Below are 19,994 nucleotides of genomic sequence, written 5' to 3'. Positions count from 1 at the left end.
GAAAAGAGGGAGCCATGGGCTCCCTCTTCTGCTTTTTATCGCCGGTGCGATTACAGCACCTGGCTCAGGAACTGGCGCAGGCGCGGGGAGGGGGATTGTCGAAAAAGTCCGTCGGCTTTTCGTCTACCAGCAGTTCGCCGCTCTCCATAAAGAGCACGCGATCTGCCACCTCACGGGCAAAGCCCATCTCGTGGGTCACTACCACCATGGTCATCCCCTCGCGGGCCAGCCCCTTCATCACGTCCAGCACCTCGCCCACCATCTCGGGGTCGAGCGCACTGGTGGGCTCGTCAAACAGCATGATGCGCGGCTGCATGGCGAGCGCCCGGGCGATGGCCACCCGCTGTTGCTGACCGCCGGAGAGCTGGGAGGGATAGCTCTCAGCCTTGGCCGACAGACCGACTTTGAGCAGCAGGGCCTTGGCTCTGTCTTCGGCATCGCGACGCGACAGCCCGCGCACCTTCTGCGGGGCGAGGCAGATGTTGTCCAGCACATTCAGATGGGGGAAGAGGTTGAAAGACTGGAACACCATGCCCACCTCTTCCCGCAATTTGTTGACGTCACCGGGTTCGGTCAGGCTAATGCCATCCACCACGATATTGCCGTCGTTGATGGTCTCCAGCTGGTTGAGGGTGCGCAGGAAGGTGGACTTGCCGGAGCCGCTGGGGCCGACGATCACCACCACTTCCCCCTCGGCGACCTGGGTACTGACGTTCTTGAGGGCGTGCACCTCGGTGCCGTAGAACTTCTCTACACCGCTGGCCTTGATAATGGGATCAGTTGCTGCGCGCATATTTCACCTCCAGACGACGCACCAGGAAGGAGAGAGTGCCAGTCAGCACCAGATAGAGCAGGGCCACGGTGAACCACACCTCGAACGGGCTGAAGGTGGAACTCACCACCTCGCGCCCCGCCTTGGTGAGATCGGTGATGGAGATGACAGAGACCAGCGAGGAGTCCTTGATAAGGTTGATGAACTGGCCCGCCAACGGCGGCAGCACCCGCTTGAACGCCTGCGGCAGGATGACGTAGCGCATGGTCTGGGCCGAGGTCATGCCGAGGCTTCTGCCCGCTTCCATCTGCCCCTTGTGGATGGAGCTGATGCCGGCACGGACGATTTCCGCCACGTAGGCGCCGGTAAAGACTGCCAGTGCCGCCACCCCGGCGGTGAATCGGTCGAGGTTCAGCACGGTGCCGATGAAGAAGTAGACGATGAAGATCTGCACCAGCAGCGGGGTGCCGCGGATGAGCTCCACGTAGGTAACCGCCAGGTTGCGCAGGGCGGGATTGGGGGAGAGTCTGGCCAGCCCGGCCAGGGTGCCGAGCAGGATGGCGAAGATGCCCGCCACTAGCGAGAGTTTGACCGTGACCCAGACGCCCCAGGCGATGGGGCCGGCAGTCCAGCTCAGCTGGGTGTCGAGGGTGTCGCCACGAAAGACGGTGTCCCCTTCCGCTACCTGGCCGCCGCTGATGGCGATGGCTTGGCGCTGGTTGGGATCGAGGTCGTTTTGCAAAAACAGCTTGCCCTTGTCGGCTTCGGTGGTGCCGGCGACCACGGTACCGTCAAATTCGGCGTAGTTTTTCTGTTCCGCCTGATAGGCGATGTACTGGGGGATCCGCTCCCAGCGCCAGGTGTAATCCACCGATTGCACGGCCTTGTAGATGCCAAAGATGGCGGCCAGCACGATCAGCAGGAAGATCCCGTGCCAGAGCAGTTGATTGGGTTGTTTTTCCATCTGTCTTGTTGGGTTGTGCACTGTCGCAACCTCGTTGTAGTTATTGTGTGGGGATCTGCGTGAAGGGGCGGCGGGCCGCCCCTTGCGAGGTTACTTGAGCTGGTTCAGCCAGGCGGTGGATTCGAACCACTTCTGGTAGAGGCGGTCGTAGCTGCCGTCGCCCTTGATTTGGCGCAGGTAGTTGTTGAACCAGTTGAGGGTGTCCTGGTCGCCCTTGCGGATGGCCCAGGCCAGCGGTTCGAAGGTGAACGGCTTGTCGAGGTGCACCACGGCGCCCTTGTTCTGGGTGGCGAAGATGGCGTTGTAGGGCAGGTCGTAGACGAAGGCGTCGACCTTACCGTTGATGACTTCCAGCTTGGCGTCATCCTGGGTTTCAAACTGCAGCAGGGTGGCTTTCGGGATCAGACGCTTGACCGCCTGCTCGCCGGTGGTGCCGAGCTTGACCGCGATCTTGTATTTCGGGTCGTTGAGGTCGGTGAAGGATTTGATCTCGCCGGCCTTGTCCTTGCGCAGGACGATGGTCTGCCCGACCACGATGTAGGGGTCGGCAAAGTTGACGCGCAGGTTGCGCTGGGGGGTGACGGTCATGCCGCCCATGATGACGTCGAACTTGTCGGTCAAAAGGGCCGGAATGATGCCATCCCAGGCGGTGTTGACGAACTCGACCTTCACGCCCATCTCCTTGGCGACCATCTTGGCCAGATCCACGTCAAAGCCGATGTACTGGCCCTGCTTGTTGGTCATTTCGAAGGGTTGATAGCCGGCGTCGAAACCGACCCGCAGCACGCCGCGCTCCAGCACGGCATCCAGGGTGGAAGTGGGCGCCGCGTTGGCCAGCCCGCACAGCAGCAGGGTAGAAAGAATGAGTTTTTTGATCATAAGTGACGTCTCTGTCAAAAGTGTGTTCGGCCTTGAACCTGATCCCGTGCGACTCCGTGGCACAAGAGACTGCTGCATCCGGCAACAGGGCAAGACAGGATTATTGTCTTGATTGAGGCAAAAGCCCCATATGAGATTCTATTTGTCGCGAGTTGAGTGAAAAATGTACCAAATTCCGATTGTGCCAGATGACTCAATAGGTTAGTGGCGCTTTTTCCCCGTGGCGACACTCATAAAATCACACGAAAACAACATATCTATCTAATGAGGCGGGTTCAAGCCAAAAATGTATTCAGCACATTTTGTTACAGGCCAGCCCGCCATCAGCAGTGTCAATTGTTGCTCACCTGGCCGCCAAGTGCCAAAAAACAGATTCGAATGAATTTAGAGAGTGCGATTGCCACCCACCAAATGATTTTTAATTGAGGATTTAGTCAGACACCGCTGGGTCTTGTTTTGCGCTTCCAATATACTCAGTTACCTTCGTTTAGTGGCACTGGTATGGACGCCTCAATACTGCTCAAGCTGGATGTATTCACCCTGATGATCATGGCGCTGGGTGGCTACAGCCTCGGCTTCATCACCCTCTCCATCATCTGGTCGACCCACAGGGAGATCCCCGGACTCGGATACTGGTGGTGGTCCAGTCTGTTCGCACTGGCGGCCCAGAGCCTCTTTACCCTGCAGGCCTTCATGCCGAGTCTGGCGGGGATCTGGCTGGCCAATCTGCTGATCACCGTCTGCATCGCCCTGATGCCGCTGGCGTTGCAGCGTTTCTTCGGCCAGCCCCTCAGCTGGTCTGCCAGCGACTGGTTCATGCTGATCTATGTGCTGATCCTGAGCTGGAGCATTGCCTTCAACGATCAGATGGCCCCCGGGTGCTGCTGGCTTGCCTTAGCTACATGGTGCTGGGAGCGGTGATCGTCTTTCTCATCTGGCGGTACGGCTATCCCGCCTATCTGCCCGCCGTACTGGTGTTCACCGTGGTCAACATCCTGCTCTATGGCTTCAATCTGCTGCGCATGGCATTTCTGCTGCAGGGGGACGCCAGAGTTTTGATGGATCAGAGCGGTGTCAACGTGCTGCCCTTCCTCTCCATGCTGATGGGCAGCTACCTCTCCACCTTCGGTGTGCTGCTGCTCTGCACCCAGTATCGGGCACTGGCCCTGCGCCAGCAGGCGAGCCACGATCCGCTCACCGGCCTGCTCAACCGGCGCGGCTTCATGGAGCTGATGGCCCGGCGCCGAATGACCGAGTTCGGCGCCCTGGCGGTGCTGGATCTCGATGACTTCAAGCAGATCAACGATCGCCATGGTCATGAGATGGGGGACAAGGTGCTGGCCGCGGTGGGGGCCTATCTCGGCGCTCAGCAAGAGCTGGTGGCCAGTCGCTTTGGCGGCGAGGAGTTCGTGTTGCTGTTGCCGCAGGAGGATGAAACGGCGCAGCAGCAGCGCTGCGAGCAGATCATCCGCTCTCTGGCGGCGCAGGACATGCACGGGATCGGCATCACCGTCAGCATGGGGCTGGTGCGCTGCCAGCACAGCTGGCACTTCGACACCCTGTTCAGTCAGGCGGATCGCGCCCTCTATCAGGCCAAGCGGGAGGGCAAGAACCGGGTCTGCCGGCTGGCGCAAGCCTAGCCGGTCAACCGGCGTCGCGGGGACGCGGCGCCTGCGCCTTGAGGAAGGGGAGCAGCAGCAGGGCGGAGACGCCGGCGGCCACCGAGATCACCACGAAGAAGCCCTGCCAGTGCCAGATCTCCAGCACCCTCGCCAGCGGATAGCCAGAGAGCGCCGCTCCCATGTAGGCAAACAGGCCGACGAAGCCGGTGGCGGCCCCCGCCGAATTCTTGTGGGAGCACTCGGCCGCCGCCATGCCGATCAGCATCTGGGGGCCGAACACGAAGAAGCCGATGGTGAAGAAACAGGCCGCCTGCATCACGTAGCTGAAGAAGGGCATCAGCCAGAGCGATCCCACCGCCAGCAATATTCCCACCGCGAAGATGAGGTTCATCGGCCCGCGGTTGCCGTTGAACAGCTTGTCCGATCCCCAGCCCGCCACCAGGGCACCGATAAAGCCCCCCACCTCGAACATGGAGATGGCCGAGTTGGCGCTCATCAGATTGAAGCCGCGCTGCTCGGTCATGTAGAGATTGCCCCAGTCATTGATGGCGGTGCGCACCACGTAGACCAGTACGTAGCAGCAGGCGAGCAACCAGATATAGGGGTTGCCGAGCACGTATTTGCGCAGGATCTGGCGATGGGAGAGGCCGGCATCCTGGGTCTGCTGGGCCAGCTCCATGGCATCGTTTCGCCACTCGCCCACCGTGGGCAGTCCCATGGCGGCCGGGGTATCGCGCAGCCGCCAGCAGAGGAACAACCCCGCAAGGATGGCGATAAGGCCGGGCACTATCATGCCGTAGCGCCAGCCGTGCTGCAGGGCGAGGGTGCTGACGATAAGAGGAATGAGCGCGCCACCCACGTTGTGGGCCGTGTTCCAGGCTGACCACCAGAAGCCACGCTCGCTGCGCGAGTACCAGCTGGTGAGCAGCTTGGAGCAGGGGGGCCAGCCCCAGCCCTGGAAGAAGGCGTTGGCCACCCAGAGGGCAGCGAACAGCCACAGCGACGATGAGAGCCCGAACAGTATGTTGATGACCCCGGTCGCCATCAGCCCGAGGCCCATGAAGTAGCGCGGGTTGGCGCGGTCGCTGATGATGCCGGAGAAGAACTTGGAGCAGCCGTAGGTGATGTAGAACAGGGTCCACAGCATGCCGATGTCGGCCTTGTTCAGCATGCCGCTGGCCAGCATGTCCGGCATGGCGAAGTTGAAGCTCTTGCGGGTGAAGTAGAACACCGCGTAGCCCAGATACATGGTCAGCAGGATGTGCAGCCGCCAGTGGCGATAACAGGCGTCGATCTCGGCCTGATCGCGGATGAGGGGCTGGGGCGGTGCGCTTCTCATGAAGCTGAGCATCAGGCGGTCCTCCCCTGTGGCAGGCTGTTACTCATGACTCTCCTCCCGTTTGCGGCCGGGCAGGGTCACGGTCAGCTGGGTGCCGTGCACGCAGGAGAGCTGTAATGCGCCTCCCAGCGCCTGCACTCGCTCACGAATGCCGAGCAGGCCGTAGCCCTGGGGTGTGCGGTGTTCCGGCAGGCCGCAGCCATCGTCTTCCAGCAGCAGGGTCAGTCGCTCGCCCTGGCGGTGGGCCCGGATGGTGACCGAGCTGGCGTTGGCGTGTTTCACCACGTTGTTGAGCCCCTCCTGACAGACCCGAAAAAGGGTGACCCGCTGGGCATCGGAGAGGCCGGCGTCCGCCAGTTGCCACTCGAGCCGGGTGACGATGCCGCGGCGCTCCAGCTCCAGCTCCCGCAGCAGGCCGCGTACCGCCTGCTCCAGGCTCATGTCGTCGAGCTGGCGGGGGCGCAACCGGCCGAGCAGGCCGCGCACCGCGTCGTAGATGCCCAGCGACAGCGTCTCGATGAGGGCGCTGCTCTGGCCGACCCCGGCATTGTCCGGGGCGAGCCGGCGCACGATGCCGGCCTGGGTGCGGATGGCGGTGATGGTCTGGCCGATGTCGTCGTGCAGCTCGCGCGCCACCTCCTTGCGGATGCTCTCTTCGGTCTCCAGCAGCCGCTCGGTGAGCTGGCGATTGTGGGCGAGCTGGCGGGTCAGCGCCTGGTTGAGCTCGCGCTGGCGCTGGATGCCGGCGCCGAGCAGCAGGCCGGTGAGGCTCTGGGCCAGCAGGGAGAGCAGCAGATCGAGTGGATGATCGTGCCAGGCCTGGCCGGCCATCAGCGCCACCGTGTTCATCAGGGTGGCGAGCAGGGCCCCCTGCCAGCCATAGCGCCAGGCCATGGCCATGATGGGGATGGCCAGACAAAACGGGGTGAAGCGCACCAGCGAGTCGGGCAGGCCTAGCTGCAGCCAGAGGCTCAGCACGAACAGCAGCAGATACCAGACCAGATGGCGAAAACGCCAGTCCACCGGTTGATCCACCAGGGTCGGTCCGAGCGGCACCCAGGTGGCGCGGGTGAGGTAGTGCCAGATCAGCATGCAGGTGGAGGTCAGCGTCAGCCCGCCGGTGAGGGTGAGCAGCAGCGCGGTGAGGCCATCCTCGCCAGCCAGATGCCAGAGTAGGGATTGCAGCCCCGCCGCCACCGTGACGGTGGCCAGCAGCACCAGCAGCTGTTGCCAGTCGTTGCGCACCGGCTGGCGGCGGGCGATCAGCAGCGGCAGCAGGGTGAGCAGGCTGCCCGCCTGAATGAGCAGCCACAGCGGCAGCCCCACCTCCTGGTTGAGCCAGTAGAGCAGCAGGGATTCGCACAGCAGCAGCGGTGGCCAGTAGGAGAGCGGGCTTTGCAGCAGCAGCCCCAGACGCAGGCCGAAGGGGAACAGCAGGGCTGCCAGCATGGGCGAGCCCGCCAGGTGCAGGCCGATGCTCCACAGGCAGAACCAGCCGGCGGCAAAGATGAAGCAAGCCGCCAGCGAGATGGCGACATAGCTGGCAAGACGGGGGATCACCAGCTGTCCAGCATGCGGTGGGCCAGCTCCACGTTGTTGCTGACCTTGAGTTTGTCCATCAGGTTGGCGCGGTGCACGTGCACCGTCTTGGGGGAGAGACCGAGCTGCTCGGCGATGGCCTTCACTTCCAGCCCCCGCGCCAGCAGCTGGGCCACCTCCCGCTCCCGGTTGGTGAGCGGATCCTGGCTGTTGCAGGCCAGCTTGTGGGCGATGTCCGGAGTGAGGTAGCAGCCGCCATGGGCGGCGGTGCGCACCGCGGCGATCAGCTCGTCCGGGCTGCAGCGCTTGGAGAGAAACCCCTTGGCGCCGGCCTGCAGCGCCTGCTCGATCAACGCCGGGCTGTCGTGCACCGACAGCATCACCACGGCGAGGCCGGAAGGGAGGCGCTTGAGCAGATCCAGCCCGGACTGGTCCGGCATGGAGATGTCGCACACGCACAGCTGCACGCCGCTGCCGGGCAGGCCCGCCAGCGCCTCGGCGGCGGAGCCGAATTCGGCCACCACCCGCAGATCGGGTTCGAGATTGAGCAGTTGGGCAAAGCCGGAGCGGACGATCTGGTGATCGTCGATGAGGGCAATCTTTATCATGATGTCAGCCTGAAATCTGCGGCCAGGGTGCTGGCGCGGCCAACAAGATACCTGCCACCTCGTCCGGGCTCAAGAGAAAGCAGGGCATGTGAACGGGATCGGCGGCGCTTCTGTGGCAAAGCTTGATCGGGATCAGGGGCGGGCACGTGCACAGGCCTGCGGCAGCGGCTTGGCACGTACCCGGGAGGATTAGCGGTGTAGCTCGCCGGCACGCTCCGGCTGATAGACCACTTCCAGGATCTCCACCTCGATGGTGCGACCGGCCGGGCCGGGCCAGGCGATGCTGTCGCCTACCTTCAGGCCGAGCAGGGCGCTGCCGACCGGGGCCAGCACGGAGATCTTCGACTCGTCACCCTGCACGTCCTTGGGGTAGACCAGGGTCAGGCAGAACTCGTTGCCGCTGCTCGGCATCTTGAAGCGCACCGTGCTGTTCATGGTGACCACGTCCGGCGGCATGTCAGCCGGCTCGCGCATCTCGGCGCGATCCAGCTCCTCCTGCAGGGCCAGGTGCTGGGGATGGTTGCCGAGCAGTTGCTCGATGCGGTCGAGATCCAGGCTGGAGATCACGAGATGAGGCTGTTTCATAAGATATTCCTTATCAATGGGTTAAAGGACCAGGATGACGGGCAAGCTGGTCGAAAAAGAGTGTGCGATACGAAAAAACAGATCGGGAATGCGATGCCCCCGAACGACTCGCTGTCGGAGGCGAGGGCGGGGGCTCAACGGGGTGTGAGCTGGCTTGATAAAATAATGAGCGCTTTCATGGGGATACCATAACCATTCTGGACTGCTTTGGCAATTATCCTGACAAGCTTGTCAGGGGGCCTGGTAATCGTACTGCTTGATGATGCGCGCCAGGCTGCCATCGTCGCGCATGGTAGCGATGATCTTGCGCCAGCGGGTCGCCTCGGCGGCCGGGAAACGAGGGCTGGCGGCCAGATAGAGCGAGGCCCGCTGCAGGGTGTCGCCGCGCACCAGATCCGCCAGCGGCAGGCCGGCCTGCTGCTGGTTGTAGCGGGCGCTGTTCCAGGCCACCGCCCAGCCCTGGATGCGGCCCAGCGCCAGCTTGCTGGCGTTGTGGATCTCCTCGGCCACCAGCGCCTGTTTCACTTGCGGGTAGGGCTGCAGCAGGCTTTGGCCATAGGAACCGCGCATCACGCCGACGGTGAGGCCGGGCAGCTCTTTGCTGGTGATGGGGACCGGGTGGTAGTGGCGATGGCTGACCAGCACGAAGGCCTCGTCCAGCAGCGGTGCAATCCACAGGAACTGCGGCTCGCGCTGGGGGCTGCGCACCGGCGGCACCAGCAGCACGTCCTGGCGGTGGCGGGTCTGGCTGAGGGCGCGGGCCAGCGGCATCAGCTCGATGGTCAGCGGCTCCTTGAGGCGGCGGGCCGCCTCCTCCAGCACCTCGATGGCCATGCCGCTCGGGGCGCCCTGATAGGAGCGAATGACATAGGGGGGGATCTCGGCGGCGATGACCACCACGGCCTTAGCCTGGGTGGCGGGGAAGAGCAGGGCGCAAAGCAGCAAGAGCAGGGAAGTACGCATGGCAGGCCGGATCCGGGATGAGTACACAGAGTGTAACATCCCGTCAGCACAAATCAGCTCACCCCATTCGGGGCGTCCCGTCAGTCGAAGAAATCCCGCAGATCCAGGGTCTGGTAGCCCTCCAGCTGCTGCCAGGGCAGGCTCTTTGGCAGGGGCTTGAGGGTCACCTCCATCCGGTAGCTGCGATAACCGTCGAGGCTTGCCGACTCCACTACCAGCGGCAGCTGCCAGCGGTTCGACCAGAGGATGCGGGTGCGCTGCCTGCCCTCGCGTTTTTCATACCAGCGCGCCTGTTCGGGGGCCGCCTCGTCGAGGGGGGTCATCTCCTGCAACAGGGCCGGGTTGATGAGATGGCGGATCCGCGGCCAGTCGGGTTTGAAAGCCACCTGACCGTACTCCTCTTCAGGTACCTCCACCAGCTGGTTGTGCCAGTTGTCGGCGTAGCGCAGTTGCAGCATCCCCTGCTGGTCGCGGGTCACCCAGCGTGCCGCCATCTGATGGGTAAAGTGCTTGTGGCCCGGGGTGGCATCGTGGGTGGCGTGATAGGCGCGGGCAAGCGGCAGCGGGATGAGTCGCTGGCTCCACACCTGATCGCCGACCCGCAGCCACTTCTCCTGCCACTGGCTCTCCTTGCTGATGCCGTCGCTGCTGGTCACCCGGTCCTGATAGCGGATGCGGGCGGCCAGATCGGGGACTTCATCGGCCAGGAGGGGAAAAGCGAGGCTGCTGGCGAGCAGCCACAACGGAAGTAAATATCGCATCATGGGTGATCGCTCGAACGAGCAGGGCCCGGCACCGCGCCGGGCCCTGCCGTTTACAGGCCGAGCGCCTCCTTCAGCTTGCCGAACACCCGGGTGTTGTCCAGCGTCCCCTTGAAGCGGCTGCTGCCGGCACCGTCGGCGAACAGCATCACGTCGCCGCCGCCGTGGGTCTCGGAGCCGAGCTTGACCCCGGTCTCCTGCAGGTAGTCGTCCGCCATCACCTGATCGCTGGTGAGGGTGGGGCGCACGTCGGGGCGGTTGGGGCCGTTGCCGAACACCAGGGTGGTGAACGGCTTGCCATCCACGTCGTTCTGGGTCGAGCCATCGCCATTTTTTACCAGATCCAGCACCTTGTTGCCCTTGGCGGAGTAGCCGTTGATGGTCATGGTGTGGTCATGGTCGGCGGTGACCACGATCAGGGTATCTTTCAGATCCACCTTGCCGAGCGCCGTCTTGACTGCGTCGTCCAGCGCCACCGCGTCGGTGAGCGAGCGCTTGGCATTGGTGCCGTGCAGGGCGTGGTCGATCCGGCCCCCTTCTACCATCAGGAAATAACCCTGGCTGTTCTGGCTGAGCAGATCGATCGCCTTGGCGGTCATCTCGGAGAGCGACGGCTGGGTATTGGCCGCCCCCTTGGCGACGCGGTCCAGCTCGTAGTCGAGGTGGGACTTGGCGCTGAACAGCCCAAGTACCTTGCCCGAGTTGACGCCAGCCAGCTCATCTTTGGTGGTGACGTAGCGATAGCCCTGAGCGGTCAGCTCGGCGGTGAGATCTCGCCCGTCGGCGCGGCCACCCTTGTTGCTGGTGCTGTTGTAAGGCGTCCAGTGGTTGGCGCCGCCCCCCATCAGCACGTCGACCCCGTCCCCCAGCGCCTGGTTGAAGCCGGCGCCGCCCGGTACCGCCTGCGCGGCGATGGCGTAGGCGGCATCGCGGTGGCAGATGTGGGAGTAGGTGGCGGCCGGGGTGGCATGGGTCAGCTCGGTGGTGGTGACGGCCCCCACCGACTTGCCCGCCGCCTTGGCCAGCTCGAGAAGGGTGGGTACCGGCTTGCCGTTGTCGCTGGTGCAGTTGTTGACGCCCTTGTTGCCGTTGGCGTCCTTGCCGGGGGCGACGGCTTTGGTGTCGCTGCTCATGGCGATCACCTCGTTGTTCATCTTGACCCCGGTGGTGTAGGCCGCCATGGAGGGGGCCGAGTCGGTGGTCTGGGCATCGTTGGAGAAGGTCTTGATGCGGGCGCTGCGGGCCAGCTTCATCATCTCCAGATTGCCCTCTTCTCCCACCTTGTAGAGGCGGGTGGCGGTGAGCACGGTGGGGCCCATGCCGTCGCCGATGAACAGGATGACGTTCTTGGCATCGCTGGCCTGTGCCTGGGCCGCGCCGCCGAGGGCGGCCAGCAGGGCCGTGCTGACCAGGGTTTTATGCAGGTTCTGCTTCATGGATTGGTTGATGGCTCTTTTCATGGGAATGCTCCTTACAGCCCGGCCGCAGCCTTGACCTTGCCGAACACGGCGGTGTTGTCGAGTGAGCCGTGGAAGCTGTCCGCTCCCTGGCCGATGGCGCCGAGGAAGACGTCGGTGCCGCCGTGGGTCTCGTTGCCGATTTCGCCCACCTTGACCACCACCTCCTGGTGATAGTCGTTGGCGGAGACGGTGGCGTCATCCAGCGGCGCCACGCTGCTGCGCGGCCCGTCCACCCGGTTGTAGCCGTTGCCAAAGCCGATGATGGTGTAGGGCATGCCATCACTATCCTTGCTCGGCTCGCCGGTTTCGTAGTTCTTCACCAGCCCGAGCACGCCCGGGTTGTCGGCCGTGGTCTTGCCGGTGCGCTTGGCATAACCATTCAGGACTAGCGTGTGGTCATGGTCGGCGGTGACCACGATCAGGGTGTTTTTCAGCTCGGGATCGGTTTTCTTTACCTCGTCGAGGGTCGCCTTGATGGCGTTGTCGAAGGCGAGGGTGTCCTGCAGGGCACGCTTGGCGTTGGTGTCGTGCAGGGCGTGGTCGATGCGGCCCCCTTCCACCATCAGGAAGTAGCCCTGTTTCTGGTCTTTGAGCTGCTTGATGGCGGCCAGGGTCATCTGGGCCAGGGAAGGCTCGCTGGCGGGTCGGTCCAGGTCATATTTCATGTGACTTGAGCCAAACAGCCCCAGCAGCGGCTTGCCCGCCTCGGCCTTGTTCAGCTCGTCCAGATTGCCGGCAAACTGGTAGCCCTTGGCCTTCATCTCATCGATGAGATTGCGGCCATCCTCGCGCTTGCCTTTGTCTGCCTTGGGCAGGAAAAAGCTGCTGCCACCGCCGAGCACCACGTCCACCCCCTCTTTGAGGGCACTGTTGTAACCCGCGCCGCCGGGCACCAGCTGGGCGGCGATGTCGGCTTCCAGATCCCGGTTGCAGAGGTGGGCATAGGTGGCGGCCGGGGTGGCGTGAGTCACCCGGGTGGTGGTGACCACCCCGGTACCGCGGCCGGCGGCCTTGGCCAGCTCCAGCAAGGTGGTGACCGGCTTGCCGCCGCTCTTGCTGCAGTTGCTCTCCTGGGTGGCGTCGCTGTCCATGCTGATGACGCCGTTGTTGCTCTTGACCCCGGTCATGTAGGCGGACATGGAGGGGGCCGAGTCGGTCACCTGGGCGTCGTGGGAGAAGGTCTTGATGAAGGCCGTCTCCGGCAGGGTATCGATGGTGAGGCTGCCCTCTTCACCGACGCCGTAGATGCGGGCGGCGGTCAGGGTATTGAGACCCATGCCGTCGCCGAGGAAGAAGATCACGTTCTTGGCGCCGGGGGCGGGCGCACTGCTGTCGTTGTTGGAGTTGCAGCCGGCAGCCAGGGCGGCGCCGATCATCAATGCAAGTCCTGCCATCTTTCTCATTGGGGTTCGCTCCTTGTAAAACCTGAGCGCAGCCTAGAGGTCGCAGATGACACTTTTAGTGAAACGGGATGACAATCCGATGAAGGTGTTGCGTGAATGTTATGTTGTATCAATAGCTTATATTAATGCAGCCGGAGCACGGGACGCCGGTGGGCGAGGGGGCCGGGTGGGGGAGAATCTGGCCGGATTGCGGGCTGGCGGCTAGAATGGCCTGTCAAATCAGGGCGTGTGCAGGTAAAATGCGCCCCCTTGCGACGCCCTGCGTCCGCCACCGCTCGCCGCTCGCACCACCGCAAGCCAGCGCCCGCAGTCCCTAGATGAGAGTAACGGATATGTCCATCAACTGGTTCCCCGGTCACATGCACAAGGCCCGCAAAGAGATTGCCGAGGTCATGCCCCAGGTCGATGTCATCATCGAAATGCTCGACGCCCGCATCCCCTTCTCCAGCGAAAACCCGCTGGTGCCCGAGCTGCGCGGCGATACTCCGGTGATCAAGGTGCTCAACAAGGCGGATCTCGCCGACCCCGAGATCACCGAGTTGTGGGTGGCCCACATGGAAAAGGAGAAGGGGATCAAGGCGTTGCCCCTGACCCAGCAGGAGCCCGAGAAGATCAAGCAACTGCTGACCCTCTGTCACGAGATGCTGCCGGAGCGCAATCTGGAGCTGCGCGGCGTGCGCGCCATGATCATGGGTATTCCCAACGTGGGCAAATCTACCCTGATCAACACCCTGGCCGGGCGCATTATAGCCCGCACCGGCAACGAGGCGGGGGTAACCAAGTCCCAGCAGCGGATCAAGCTCGACAACCACGTCATCCTGACCGATACCCCGGGCTTTTTGTGGCCCAAGCTCAACCCGCCCTCCTGCGGTTATCGGCTGGCCATCACCGCCGCCATCAAGGACACGGTGTTTGATTACGCCGACATCGCCATGTTTGCCGCCGATTACTTCATCAAGGCCTACCCGGAGCGGATCCAGGCGCGCTATCAGCTGAGCGAGCTGCCGGAAACCGAGATCGAGCTGCTGGAGCTCATCGCCCGCCAGCGCGGCTTCATGCGCAAGGGCGGCCTGGCCGATCTGCACAAGGCCTCCGAGATCCTGGTCAACGAGTTCCGCTCAGGCTTGTTGGGCCGCATCTCGCTGGAGACCCCGGCGATGGTGAGCGTCGAGATTGTGGAAGCCGAGGCGGAGGCCGAACAGAAGGCCAAGGAGAAGGCCGAGCGGGAAGAGGAGCGTCAGGCGCGGGCACGTCGCAAGTACGCCAAGAAGCGTCAGCGCTAACCGGCATTGAGCCTGGTACTCACGAAGAGGCGACCCTGGGGTCGCCTCTTCGTTTTTGGGCTGATTGAGCATCAATGACGGGGCGGCTTGGCCACTGTGGTGGCGCGCTTTTGTGTGCGTGCTCCGCGGCCCTGTTCATAGCGCCGCGCAAGGTCGATGGGGATGAACGACCGGTCATGCCCCAGCAAGACCGCCAAACTACCCGTTAATCAAGGGGATAAGCCGGCTGCCGAGCAAGTGCAGGTCTGTGCCAAATGAGGATTTGTTGCCAGCGTGAAAAAAACATCCCCTGCGCCAATTAACGCCGATTGACAATGGCATTGGCGGTGGCATGATGCGCTCGCATTTTGACTCTCCGCACGGTATTACCCATGACCACCTACACCCGGCCAGTGCTGTTGTTGCTCTGCGGCCTGCTGCTGCTCACGCTGGCCATCGCGGTGTTGAACACCCTGGTTCCACTCTGGCTGGCCCATGACAATCTGCCGACCTGGCAGGTGGGCATGGTCAGCTCCTCCTATTTCAGCGGCAACCTGCTGGGCACCCTGCTGGCGGGGGCGCTGATCAAACGCTACGGGTTCAACCGCAGCTACTACCTGGCCTCCGCCCTCTTTGCCGCTGGCTGTGTCGGGCTCGGCATTACCCTTGGTTTCTGGAGCTGGCTCGGCTGGCGGTTCCTCGCCGGCATCGGCTGCGCCATGATCTGGGTGGTGGTGGAGAGCGCGTTGATGTGCAGTGGCAACGCGCGCAATCGAGGGCGCCTGCTGGCCGCCTACATGATGGTCTATTACCTGGGGACCGTGCTCGGGCAGCTGCTGGTCAGCAAGCTGCCGACCGGCCTGATGGAGGTACTGCCCTGGGCGACCGGGCTGGTATTGGCGGCTATCCTGCCGCTGTTGTTCACCCGCATCGTCAGTGAGCGCAATGAGCAGCAAGGGAGTACCCGGGTGTGGCCTATGCTGCGACTGCGGCAGGCGCGGCTCGGGGTCGATGGTTGCATCATCTCCGGTATGGTATTGGGGTCGCTGTACGGCCTGATGCCGCTTTATCTGAACCACCGAGGGGTGAGCGATGCCGGCATTGGCTACTGGATGGCGGTGATGGTGAGCGCGGGCATCCTGGGGCAGTGGCCGGTGGGCCGTCTGGCGGATCGGTTCGGGCGCCTGCCGGTGCTGCGGGTACAGGTACTGGTGGTGATCCTGGGGTGCGGGGCCATGCTCGGCGGCGTGGCGATGGGCCCGGCGCTGTTTGTGCTGGGCGCCGCCGGTTTCACCCTCTACCCGGTGGCCATGGCGTGGGCCTGCGAGAAGGTCGAGCACCATCAGCTGGTGGCGATGAATCAGGCGCTGCTGCTGAGCTACACCATCGGCAGCCTGCTGGGCCCGGCCTGTACCGCGCTGTTGATGCAGCACTACTCGGACAATCAGCTGTTCATCGTGATCGCCGGCGTGTCGTGCGTGTATCTGCTGATGTTGCTGCGCAAGCTGGGTGAACACCCGACGCCGGTGGCCCACGCCTGAATGGGGGCTGCAAGACGCCAGCCTCGCTTCCCGATAAGGGGTGCAAGGCGGAGCTAGGGTGCCCGCTATCAATAGGGTACCCGGTATATAGAAGAGGCGGCCCCAGGGCCGCCTTGTTGTTTGCAACGGTTGCCAGTTAGAGATTCATGGAGATGAGAGATTGACGAAGAGATAAACGGCTAGCCGTAGCGCTTTTTCGCCTCTTCAAACAAGGACATATGCAGCGGGAGCAGTTGCTGCCAGTCGCGCCGGTAGCCGCCGCCCGGCACGGCGGCGATGGGCAGCCCGTGCCGCAGTGCGCAGTCAAAGACCATGGCATCGCGCTGGCGGACCCCCTCATCGCTCAAGGCGAGATAGCCAAGCTCGTCGTCCCGGTGCACATCGACCCCGGCCTGATAGAGGATGAGGTCGGGGGTGTAGAGCCGCAGCGCCAGGTTGAGCGCCTCTGCCAGCGTGGTGAGATAGGCATCGTCCGCCATGCCGCTTGGCAGGGGAAAATCCATGTGGGAGGCGGGCTTGTGGCGAGGGAAGTTGTGCTCCCCGTGCAGGGAGAGGGTGATGATGTCGCGCCGCCCCTCGCACAGTGCTGCGCTGCCATCCCCTTGATGGACATCGAGATCGATGATCAATACCTGCTCGCAGCGCCCTTCGTCCAGGCACATCTGGGCGGCGATCACCAGATCGTTGAAGAGGCAAAAGCCGCTGCCAACATCCCGGTGGGCGTGGTGATAGCCGCCGGAGATCTGCAAGCCACAACCCTGCTCCAAGGCGTGGCGGCTGGCGGCCAGGGTGGCCCCCACCGAGCGCAGGGTGCGCTCCATCAACAGGGGCGACCAGGGGAAACCGAGCTGGCGAATGGCGCCTGCATCAAGGGTGCCGGCGAGGGCTGCCTCCACATAGGCGGCATCGTGCACCCGCTTTATCTGCTCAGGAGTGGCGGGGGCGGCCTCTGCCAGCGGATAGCCGAGGCTGCCGAGTCGCTCGAACAGCGCCTGGTACTTGGCCAGCGGGAAGCGATGACGCGCGGGCAGGGCCAGGGCGGAGTAGAGGGGGTGATAGAAGATGCGCAGTGACATGACGGCAGGGCCTTGGTGGAGAGGCAGATATGAAAAAGGGGAGCCAGGCTCCCCTTGTCGCACGAAACGAGTGCTCGCGCGCCATTACTGCTGCTGGATCACCCAGATCTGGAAGGCTTTGCGGGTCTCCGCATCGGCCTTGTTGTACCAGTTTTGCAGCTGGGTCAGGGCTTCCGGGTTGCTCTGAGCCTTGCTCGGGGCCACTTGTACCGGGGCGCTGTTGGCGGCCATGACGGCGGCGGTGGAGACGGCAACCGTGGCCGGCTGGTTGAAGGCTTTGCCCATGTTCAGCAGCTCTTGCTGATAGTCACGGGTCAGCTGGAAGCCTTCGACTTTCGGCAGCACGAACTGCTCGCTGGCGACGACCTGGTTGCTGCTCTTGTCTTTCAGCGCGACTTTCTGCTCTTTGACGAACAGCTTGGCTTCAGCTTCGTTGCGCGGCTTCTTGTAGTCCAGCACCAGCTTCTGGTTGTCGGCGGCGGTGAAGTTGATCACCAGCGGTTCGGCGGTCACCAGCTTGATGTCACTGCGGCTGGAGAAGTTGCCTTCGAAGGCGACGACCAGCTGGTGCTTGCCGGCCTTGAGGGGAAAGGTGTTGGTCTTGTCGAGCAGCTTGGGATTGATGGATTGGCCATCGATCAGCTGTACGACGTAGGGGTTGGTCACTTCCAATTGGGCATCGGCCAGGGCACTACCTGCCCACAACAGACCAGCCAGGGCCGGCACCAGAACAGTCAGTTTCATTTCATCTCCTTGAACAGTCGGCGAGTGCCCACTGAAAAACAGGGGCTCATTTTTACAGGTTTGCCCAAGGGCAGCAATAGGCGTTTATGGCGCCTGGGTTGCCTCTCGGCCTCGCTGTTTAAAGCGAACGCGAGCCACGGCACGGGTTCTGACCGAGGCAATCGACCCTTGTCTTACTCAATCCGACGGCTGAAGGGGGGCAGCGCGTCGAGCAGCCCCTTGCCATAACGCTTGGTCAATAGACGTCGGTCGAGGATGGTGACCCGGCCCCTGTCCGCCTCCTTGCGGATGAGACGACCGCAGGCCTGAATGAGCTTGCGCGACGCCTCAGGTACTGTCAGCTGCAGGAAGGGGTTGCCGCCCCGCTTCTCGACCCACTCGGCGGTGGCCTCTTCCACCGGCGAGTTGGGCACCGCGAATGGCAGCTTGGTGATCACCAGGTTGGTGAGGTAGTGGCCGGGCAGATCCAGCCCTTCCGAAAAGCTGCCGGTGCCGAACAGGATGCTGGCCTGGCCGCCATCGCACTTTTGCTTGTGCAGGGTGAGCAGGGCATTGCGGGAGGCTTCGCCCTGCACCAGCAGGGAGAGCCCCTTGGCCCGCAGCCCCACCGCCACCTCGTTCATCTGCCGGTAAGAGGAGAACAGCACCAGGCTCGCCTCCTTGCCTGCCAGCAGGCGGGGCAAGGTGCTGATGAGCTCCTGAGTGAAGGCGGGGGCGCTGGGCTCGTGCTCCATTTTGGGCAGATAGAGCTCGGCCTTCTGGTAATCGAAGGGGGAGCGCAGCCGCAGATAGCGGGTGCCGTCGTGCTCTTTGAGCCCCACCTGATGGCGAAAATAGCTGAACGAGGAGAGGGCGGTCAGGGTCGCGGACACCAGCACGGCGCCAAGACACCTGGACCAGAGCCACTCTTCCAGCAGATAGCCAACCTCGATGGGGGAGGCATGCAGCCAGATGTCGCCGTCATCGCTCTTGACCATCCAGCGAGCCAACGGCGTTTTGCCTTGTGCCACGTGCCGCCCCAGCATCTCCCACAGGGCGCAGAACCCCTCCAGCCGCTGCAGATAGAAGCCGCTCTCCGCCAGCAGGGGTTCGGCCTCCTTGCGGCGGATCTCGCCATCCTTCAACGCCTCACCAATGGCGCCCTGCATTCTGTCCAGCGCCCGCAGTGCCTTCTTGCTCGCCTCCTTGAGGTTTTCCGCCAGCATCGGCAGAGGGGCGGGCAGGACGCCATCGGCGAAGCGATAGTGTTTTTCCTCATTGAACAGCCGGTCGTTGGCGGCGAGCCACTGCTCCAGCGCCTTCAGATCCGGCTGCAGGGAGGCCAGTGCATCCTGCAGCTTGAGCTGGGGATCGAGCAGGCTCTCCTTGTTGAGGGTTCTGGCCAGCTTGCCGGCACCCTGCGCCAGCTTCTCCAGCCAGCGGCGCGAACCCTTGACACTGGCCGAGGCGGCGCCGTGATCGCGGGCGATGGTGGGCAGGTGGTGGGCCTCATCCAGCACATAGATACACTCGTCCGGCGGCGGCAATATGATGCCGCCCCCCATGGTGAGGTCGGAGAGCAGCAGGGCGTGGTTGACTACCAGCACATCGGCCGCATCCATGTCGTTGCGGGCGCGGTGGAAGGGGCAGTGCTGATGATGACTGAGAGCCTTGTTGCAGGTGTGGCGGTCGGCGGCGATGCGATCCCAGCAGAGATCGGTGATGGGTTTGGGCCAGTTGTCCCGATCGCCATCCCATTTGCCGTCGGTGTAGGCCTGCCACAGCGCCTGATAGCAGCTCTTGTCGGCGTCTGACGGCTTGTGCTTGCTGAGGCTGCCGAAGTCGAACTCGAAGTTGGCCATCTCGCTGCCGCTTGCGGCCTGTTCCAGCAGGTGCTCGCAGCAGTAGCGCTGGCGCCCCTTGACCAACATGAAGCGAAACGGCAGCTCGCTGTGGCGGTGGTAGAAGGGGAGGTCCTTGTGGATCAGCTGCTCCTGCAGCGCCACGGTGGCGGTGGAGATCACCAGCTTCTTCTGGGTGAGCCGTGCCACCGGGATGGCCCCCTGGGCATAGGAGAGAGACTTGCCGATGCCGGTACCGGCTTCGGCCACCAGGATGCGACGCTGTTTGTCATATTCCCCGGTCAGTGTCTTGGCTATCTCGGCCACCAGAAAATTCTGCTCCTTGCGCGGCACAAAACCGGGTAAGCCATCGGCAATTTGTCGATAGGTATTGCGAATGGTGGTTTTGAGACGGGTAGACAGCATGAAAAAAATGACCGTTGCACAGGGTGAAGGGGAACAGGATACCTGCAACTGGCAACCCGGGTCGAGGCATGTGGCAACGCACAGATCCGACCTCCTCTTCTTTATATAGGGCGTGGCACCGCTATTGTGTGATAAATCACCAATCTGACCGAATAATACCAGCGGTTATCACTGTAAACGTTTTCCCATGACGTGCAAACAATGTGGGATTCAGGTCACAATTTTTCCGC

At 63.2% G+C, this 19,994-nt stretch carries 15 protein-coding genes and 2 pseudogenes; 3 read left to right on the top strand and 14 right to left on the bottom strand.

Features of this window, described 5'->3' with window-relative positions; genetic code table 11:
• Positions 1-50: 50 nt before the first annotated feature.
• The 3 genes and pseudogenes from E5E97_RS19165 to E5E97_RS19155 all read right to left on the bottom strand — a co-directional run bounded on the left by E5E97_RS19165 (position 51) and on the right by E5E97_RS19155 (position 2,615).
• Positions 51-793, bottom strand: a pseudogene (locus E5E97_RS19165) (amino acid ABC transporter ATP-binding protein).
• Positions 777-1,736: an amino acid ABC transporter permease gene (locus E5E97_RS19160; protein ID WP_041213497.1), complete on the bottom strand. Its 960-nt coding sequence runs from the start codon at positions 1,734-1,736 to the stop codon at positions 777-779. The pseudogene E5E97_RS19165 and the gene E5E97_RS19160 overlap by 17 nt, the downstream one beginning before the upstream one ends.
• Before the next feature lie 90 nt (positions 1,737-1,826).
• Complete coding sequence (locus E5E97_RS19155; RefSeq protein WP_016351298.1) at positions 1,827-2,615, bottom strand: transporter substrate-binding domain-containing protein; 789 nt, start codon at positions 2,613-2,615, stop codon at positions 1,827-1,829.
• A gap of 501 nt (positions 2,616-3,116) precedes the next feature.
• On the opposite strand from E5E97_RS19155, the pseudogene E5E97_RS19150 reads away from it, so the two are divergent.
• Positions 3,117-4,255: pseudogene (locus E5E97_RS19150) on the top strand (diguanylate cyclase).
• Positions 4,256-4,259: 4 nt separating this feature from the next.
• Here E5E97_RS19150 and E5E97_RS19145 read toward each other — a convergent pair.
• The 8 genes from E5E97_RS19145 to E5E97_RS19110 all read right to left on the bottom strand — a co-directional run bounded on the left by E5E97_RS19145 (position 4,260) and on the right by E5E97_RS19110 (position 12,895).
• The gene (locus tag E5E97_RS19145; RefSeq protein ID WP_011706603.1) at positions 4,260-5,588 is read right to left on the bottom strand and encodes an MFS transporter; all 1,329 of its coding nucleotides are present in this window, start codon (positions 5,586-5,588) and stop codon (positions 4,260-4,262) included.
• A gap of 27 nt (positions 5,589-5,615) precedes the next feature.
• Positions 5,616-7,136, bottom strand: a complete 1,521-nt coding sequence (uhpB, locus tag E5E97_RS19140) for a signal transduction histidine-protein kinase/phosphatase UhpB (protein ID WP_171280805.1) — start codon at positions 7,134-7,136, stop codon at positions 5,616-5,618.
• Positions 7,133-7,723 carry a transcriptional regulator UhpA gene (uhpA, locus tag E5E97_RS19135; RefSeq protein ID WP_011706601.1) on the bottom strand — a complete coding sequence of 197 codons (591 nt, stop codon included), beginning with the start codon at positions 7,721-7,723 and terminating at the stop codon, positions 7,133-7,135. The genes uhpB and uhpA overlap by 4 nt, the downstream gene beginning before the upstream one ends.
• Before the next feature lie 189 nt (positions 7,724-7,912).
• Complete coding sequence (gene rnk / locus E5E97_RS19130) at positions 7,913-8,308, bottom strand: nucleoside diphosphate kinase regulator (protein ID WP_011706600.1); 396 nt, start codon at positions 8,306-8,308, stop codon at positions 7,913-7,915.
• A 231-nt stretch (positions 8,309-8,539) separates the two neighbouring features.
• The gene (locus tag E5E97_RS19125; protein WP_171280804.1) at positions 8,540-9,271 is read right to left on the bottom strand and encodes an ABC transporter substrate-binding protein; all 732 of its coding nucleotides are present in this window, start codon (positions 9,269-9,271) and stop codon (positions 8,540-8,542) included.
• Positions 9,272-9,351: 80 nt separating this feature from the next.
• Positions 9,352-10,035: a hypothetical protein gene (locus tag E5E97_RS19120; protein ID WP_171280803.1), complete on the bottom strand. Its 684-nt coding sequence runs from the start codon at positions 10,033-10,035 to the stop codon at positions 9,352-9,354.
• 50 nt (positions 10,036-10,085) lie between these two features.
• Positions 10,086-11,480: an alkaline phosphatase gene (locus E5E97_RS19115; protein ID WP_171281241.1), complete on the bottom strand. Its 1,395-nt coding sequence runs from the start codon at positions 11,478-11,480 to the stop codon at positions 10,086-10,088.
• Between the two features lie 23 nt (positions 11,481-11,503).
• A complete protein-coding gene (locus E5E97_RS19110) occupies positions 11,504-12,895 on the bottom strand; it encodes an alkaline phosphatase (RefSeq protein WP_171280802.1) in 1,392 nt (463 codons plus the stop codon).
• Between the two features lie 332 nt (positions 12,896-13,227).
• On the opposite strand from E5E97_RS19110, the gene ylqF reads away from it, so the two are divergent.
• Positions 13,228-14,178, top strand: a complete 951-nt coding sequence (gene ylqF / locus E5E97_RS19105; protein WP_171280801.1) for a ribosome biogenesis GTPase YlqF — start codon at positions 13,228-13,230, stop codon at positions 14,176-14,178.
• Positions 14,179-14,549: 371 nt separating this feature from the next.
• Positions 14,550-15,698 carry an MFS transporter gene (locus tag E5E97_RS19100; protein WP_017409872.1) on the top strand — a complete coding sequence of 383 codons (1,149 nt, stop codon included), beginning with the start codon at positions 14,550-14,552 and terminating at the stop codon, positions 15,696-15,698.
• Positions 15,699-15,877: 179 nt separating this feature from the next.
• Here the strand turns inward: E5E97_RS19100 and E5E97_RS19095 are convergent, their stop codons facing one another.
• The 3 genes from E5E97_RS19095 to dinG all read right to left on the bottom strand — a co-directional run bounded on the left by E5E97_RS19095 (position 15,878) and on the right by dinG (position 19,764).
• Entirely contained in the window at positions 15,878-16,774 is an 897-nt protein-coding gene (locus tag E5E97_RS19095; RefSeq protein ID WP_171280800.1) for a histone deacetylase, read from the bottom strand.
• Positions 16,775-16,858: 84 nt separating this feature from the next.
• Positions 16,859-17,518: a DUF2057 domain-containing protein gene (locus E5E97_RS19090; RefSeq protein ID WP_065478240.1), complete on the bottom strand. Its 660-nt coding sequence runs from the start codon at positions 17,516-17,518 to the stop codon at positions 16,859-16,861.
• A 173-nt stretch (positions 17,519-17,691) separates the two neighbouring features.
• The gene (gene dinG, locus E5E97_RS19085; protein WP_171280799.1) at positions 17,692-19,764 is read right to left on the bottom strand and encodes an ATP-dependent DNA helicase DinG; all 2,073 of its coding nucleotides are present in this window, start codon (positions 19,762-19,764) and stop codon (positions 17,692-17,694) included.
• Between the last annotated feature and the right edge of the window lie 230 nt (positions 19,765-19,994).

Origin of the sequence: Aeromonas sp. 2692-1 (assembly GCF_013085505.1) — a bacterium.
Taxonomy (GTDB): domain Bacteria; phylum Pseudomonadota; class Gammaproteobacteria; order Enterobacterales; family Aeromonadaceae; genus Aeromonas; species Aeromonas hydrophila.
This window is presented reverse-complemented; position numbering and strand designations above follow the sequence as displayed.

What these genes read in the sequence shown, in the direction of transcription:
- E5E97_RS19160 (WP_041213497.1), bottom strand. Translation starts at nt 1,736, where the DNA reads ATGGAAAAACAACCCAATCAACTGCTCTGGCACGGGATCTTCCTGCTG.
- E5E97_RS19145 (WP_011706603.1), bottom strand. Translation starts at nt 5,588, where the DNA reads ATGCTCAGCTTCATGAGAAGCGCACCGCCCCAGCCCCTCATCCGCGAT.
- E5E97_RS19100 (WP_017409872.1), top strand. Translation starts at nt 14,550, where the DNA reads ATGACCACCTACACCCGGCCAGTGCTGTTGTTGCTCTGCGGCCTGCTG.
- uhpA (WP_011706601.1), bottom strand. Translation starts at nt 7,723, where the DNA reads ATGATAAAGATTGCCCTCATCGACGATCACCAGATCGTCCGCTCCGGC.
- E5E97_RS19155 (WP_016351298.1), bottom strand. Translation starts at nt 2,615, where the DNA reads ATGATCAAAAAACTCATTCTTTCTACCCTGCTGCTGTGCGGGCTGGCC.
- E5E97_RS19095 (WP_171280800.1), bottom strand. Translation starts at nt 16,774, where the DNA reads ATGTCACTGCGCATCTTCTATCACCCCCTCTACTCCGCCCTGGCCCTG.
- ylqF (WP_171280801.1), top strand. Translation starts at nt 13,228, where the DNA reads ATGTCCATCAACTGGTTCCCCGGTCACATGCACAAGGCCCGCAAAGAG.
- E5E97_RS19120 (WP_171280803.1), bottom strand. Translation starts at nt 10,035, where the DNA reads ATGATGCGATATTTACTTCCGTTGTGGCTGCTCGCCAGCAGCCTCGCT.
- E5E97_RS19090 (WP_065478240.1), bottom strand. Translation starts at nt 17,518, where the DNA reads ATGAAACTGACTGTTCTGGTGCCGGCCCTGGCTGGTCTGTTGTGGGCA.
- dinG (WP_171280799.1), bottom strand. Translation starts at nt 19,764, where the DNA reads ATGCTGTCTACCCGTCTCAAAACCACCATTCGCAATACCTATCGACAA.
- rnk (WP_011706600.1), bottom strand. Translation starts at nt 8,308, where the DNA reads ATGAAACAGCCTCATCTCGTGATCTCCAGCCTGGATCTCGACCGCATC.
- E5E97_RS19110 (WP_171280802.1), bottom strand. Translation starts at nt 12,895, where the DNA reads ATGAGAAAGATGGCAGGACTTGCATTGATGATCGGCGCCGCCCTGGCT.
- E5E97_RS19125 (WP_171280804.1), bottom strand. Translation starts at nt 9,271, where the DNA reads ATGCGTACTTCCCTGCTCTTGCTGCTTTGCGCCCTGCTCTTCCCCGCC.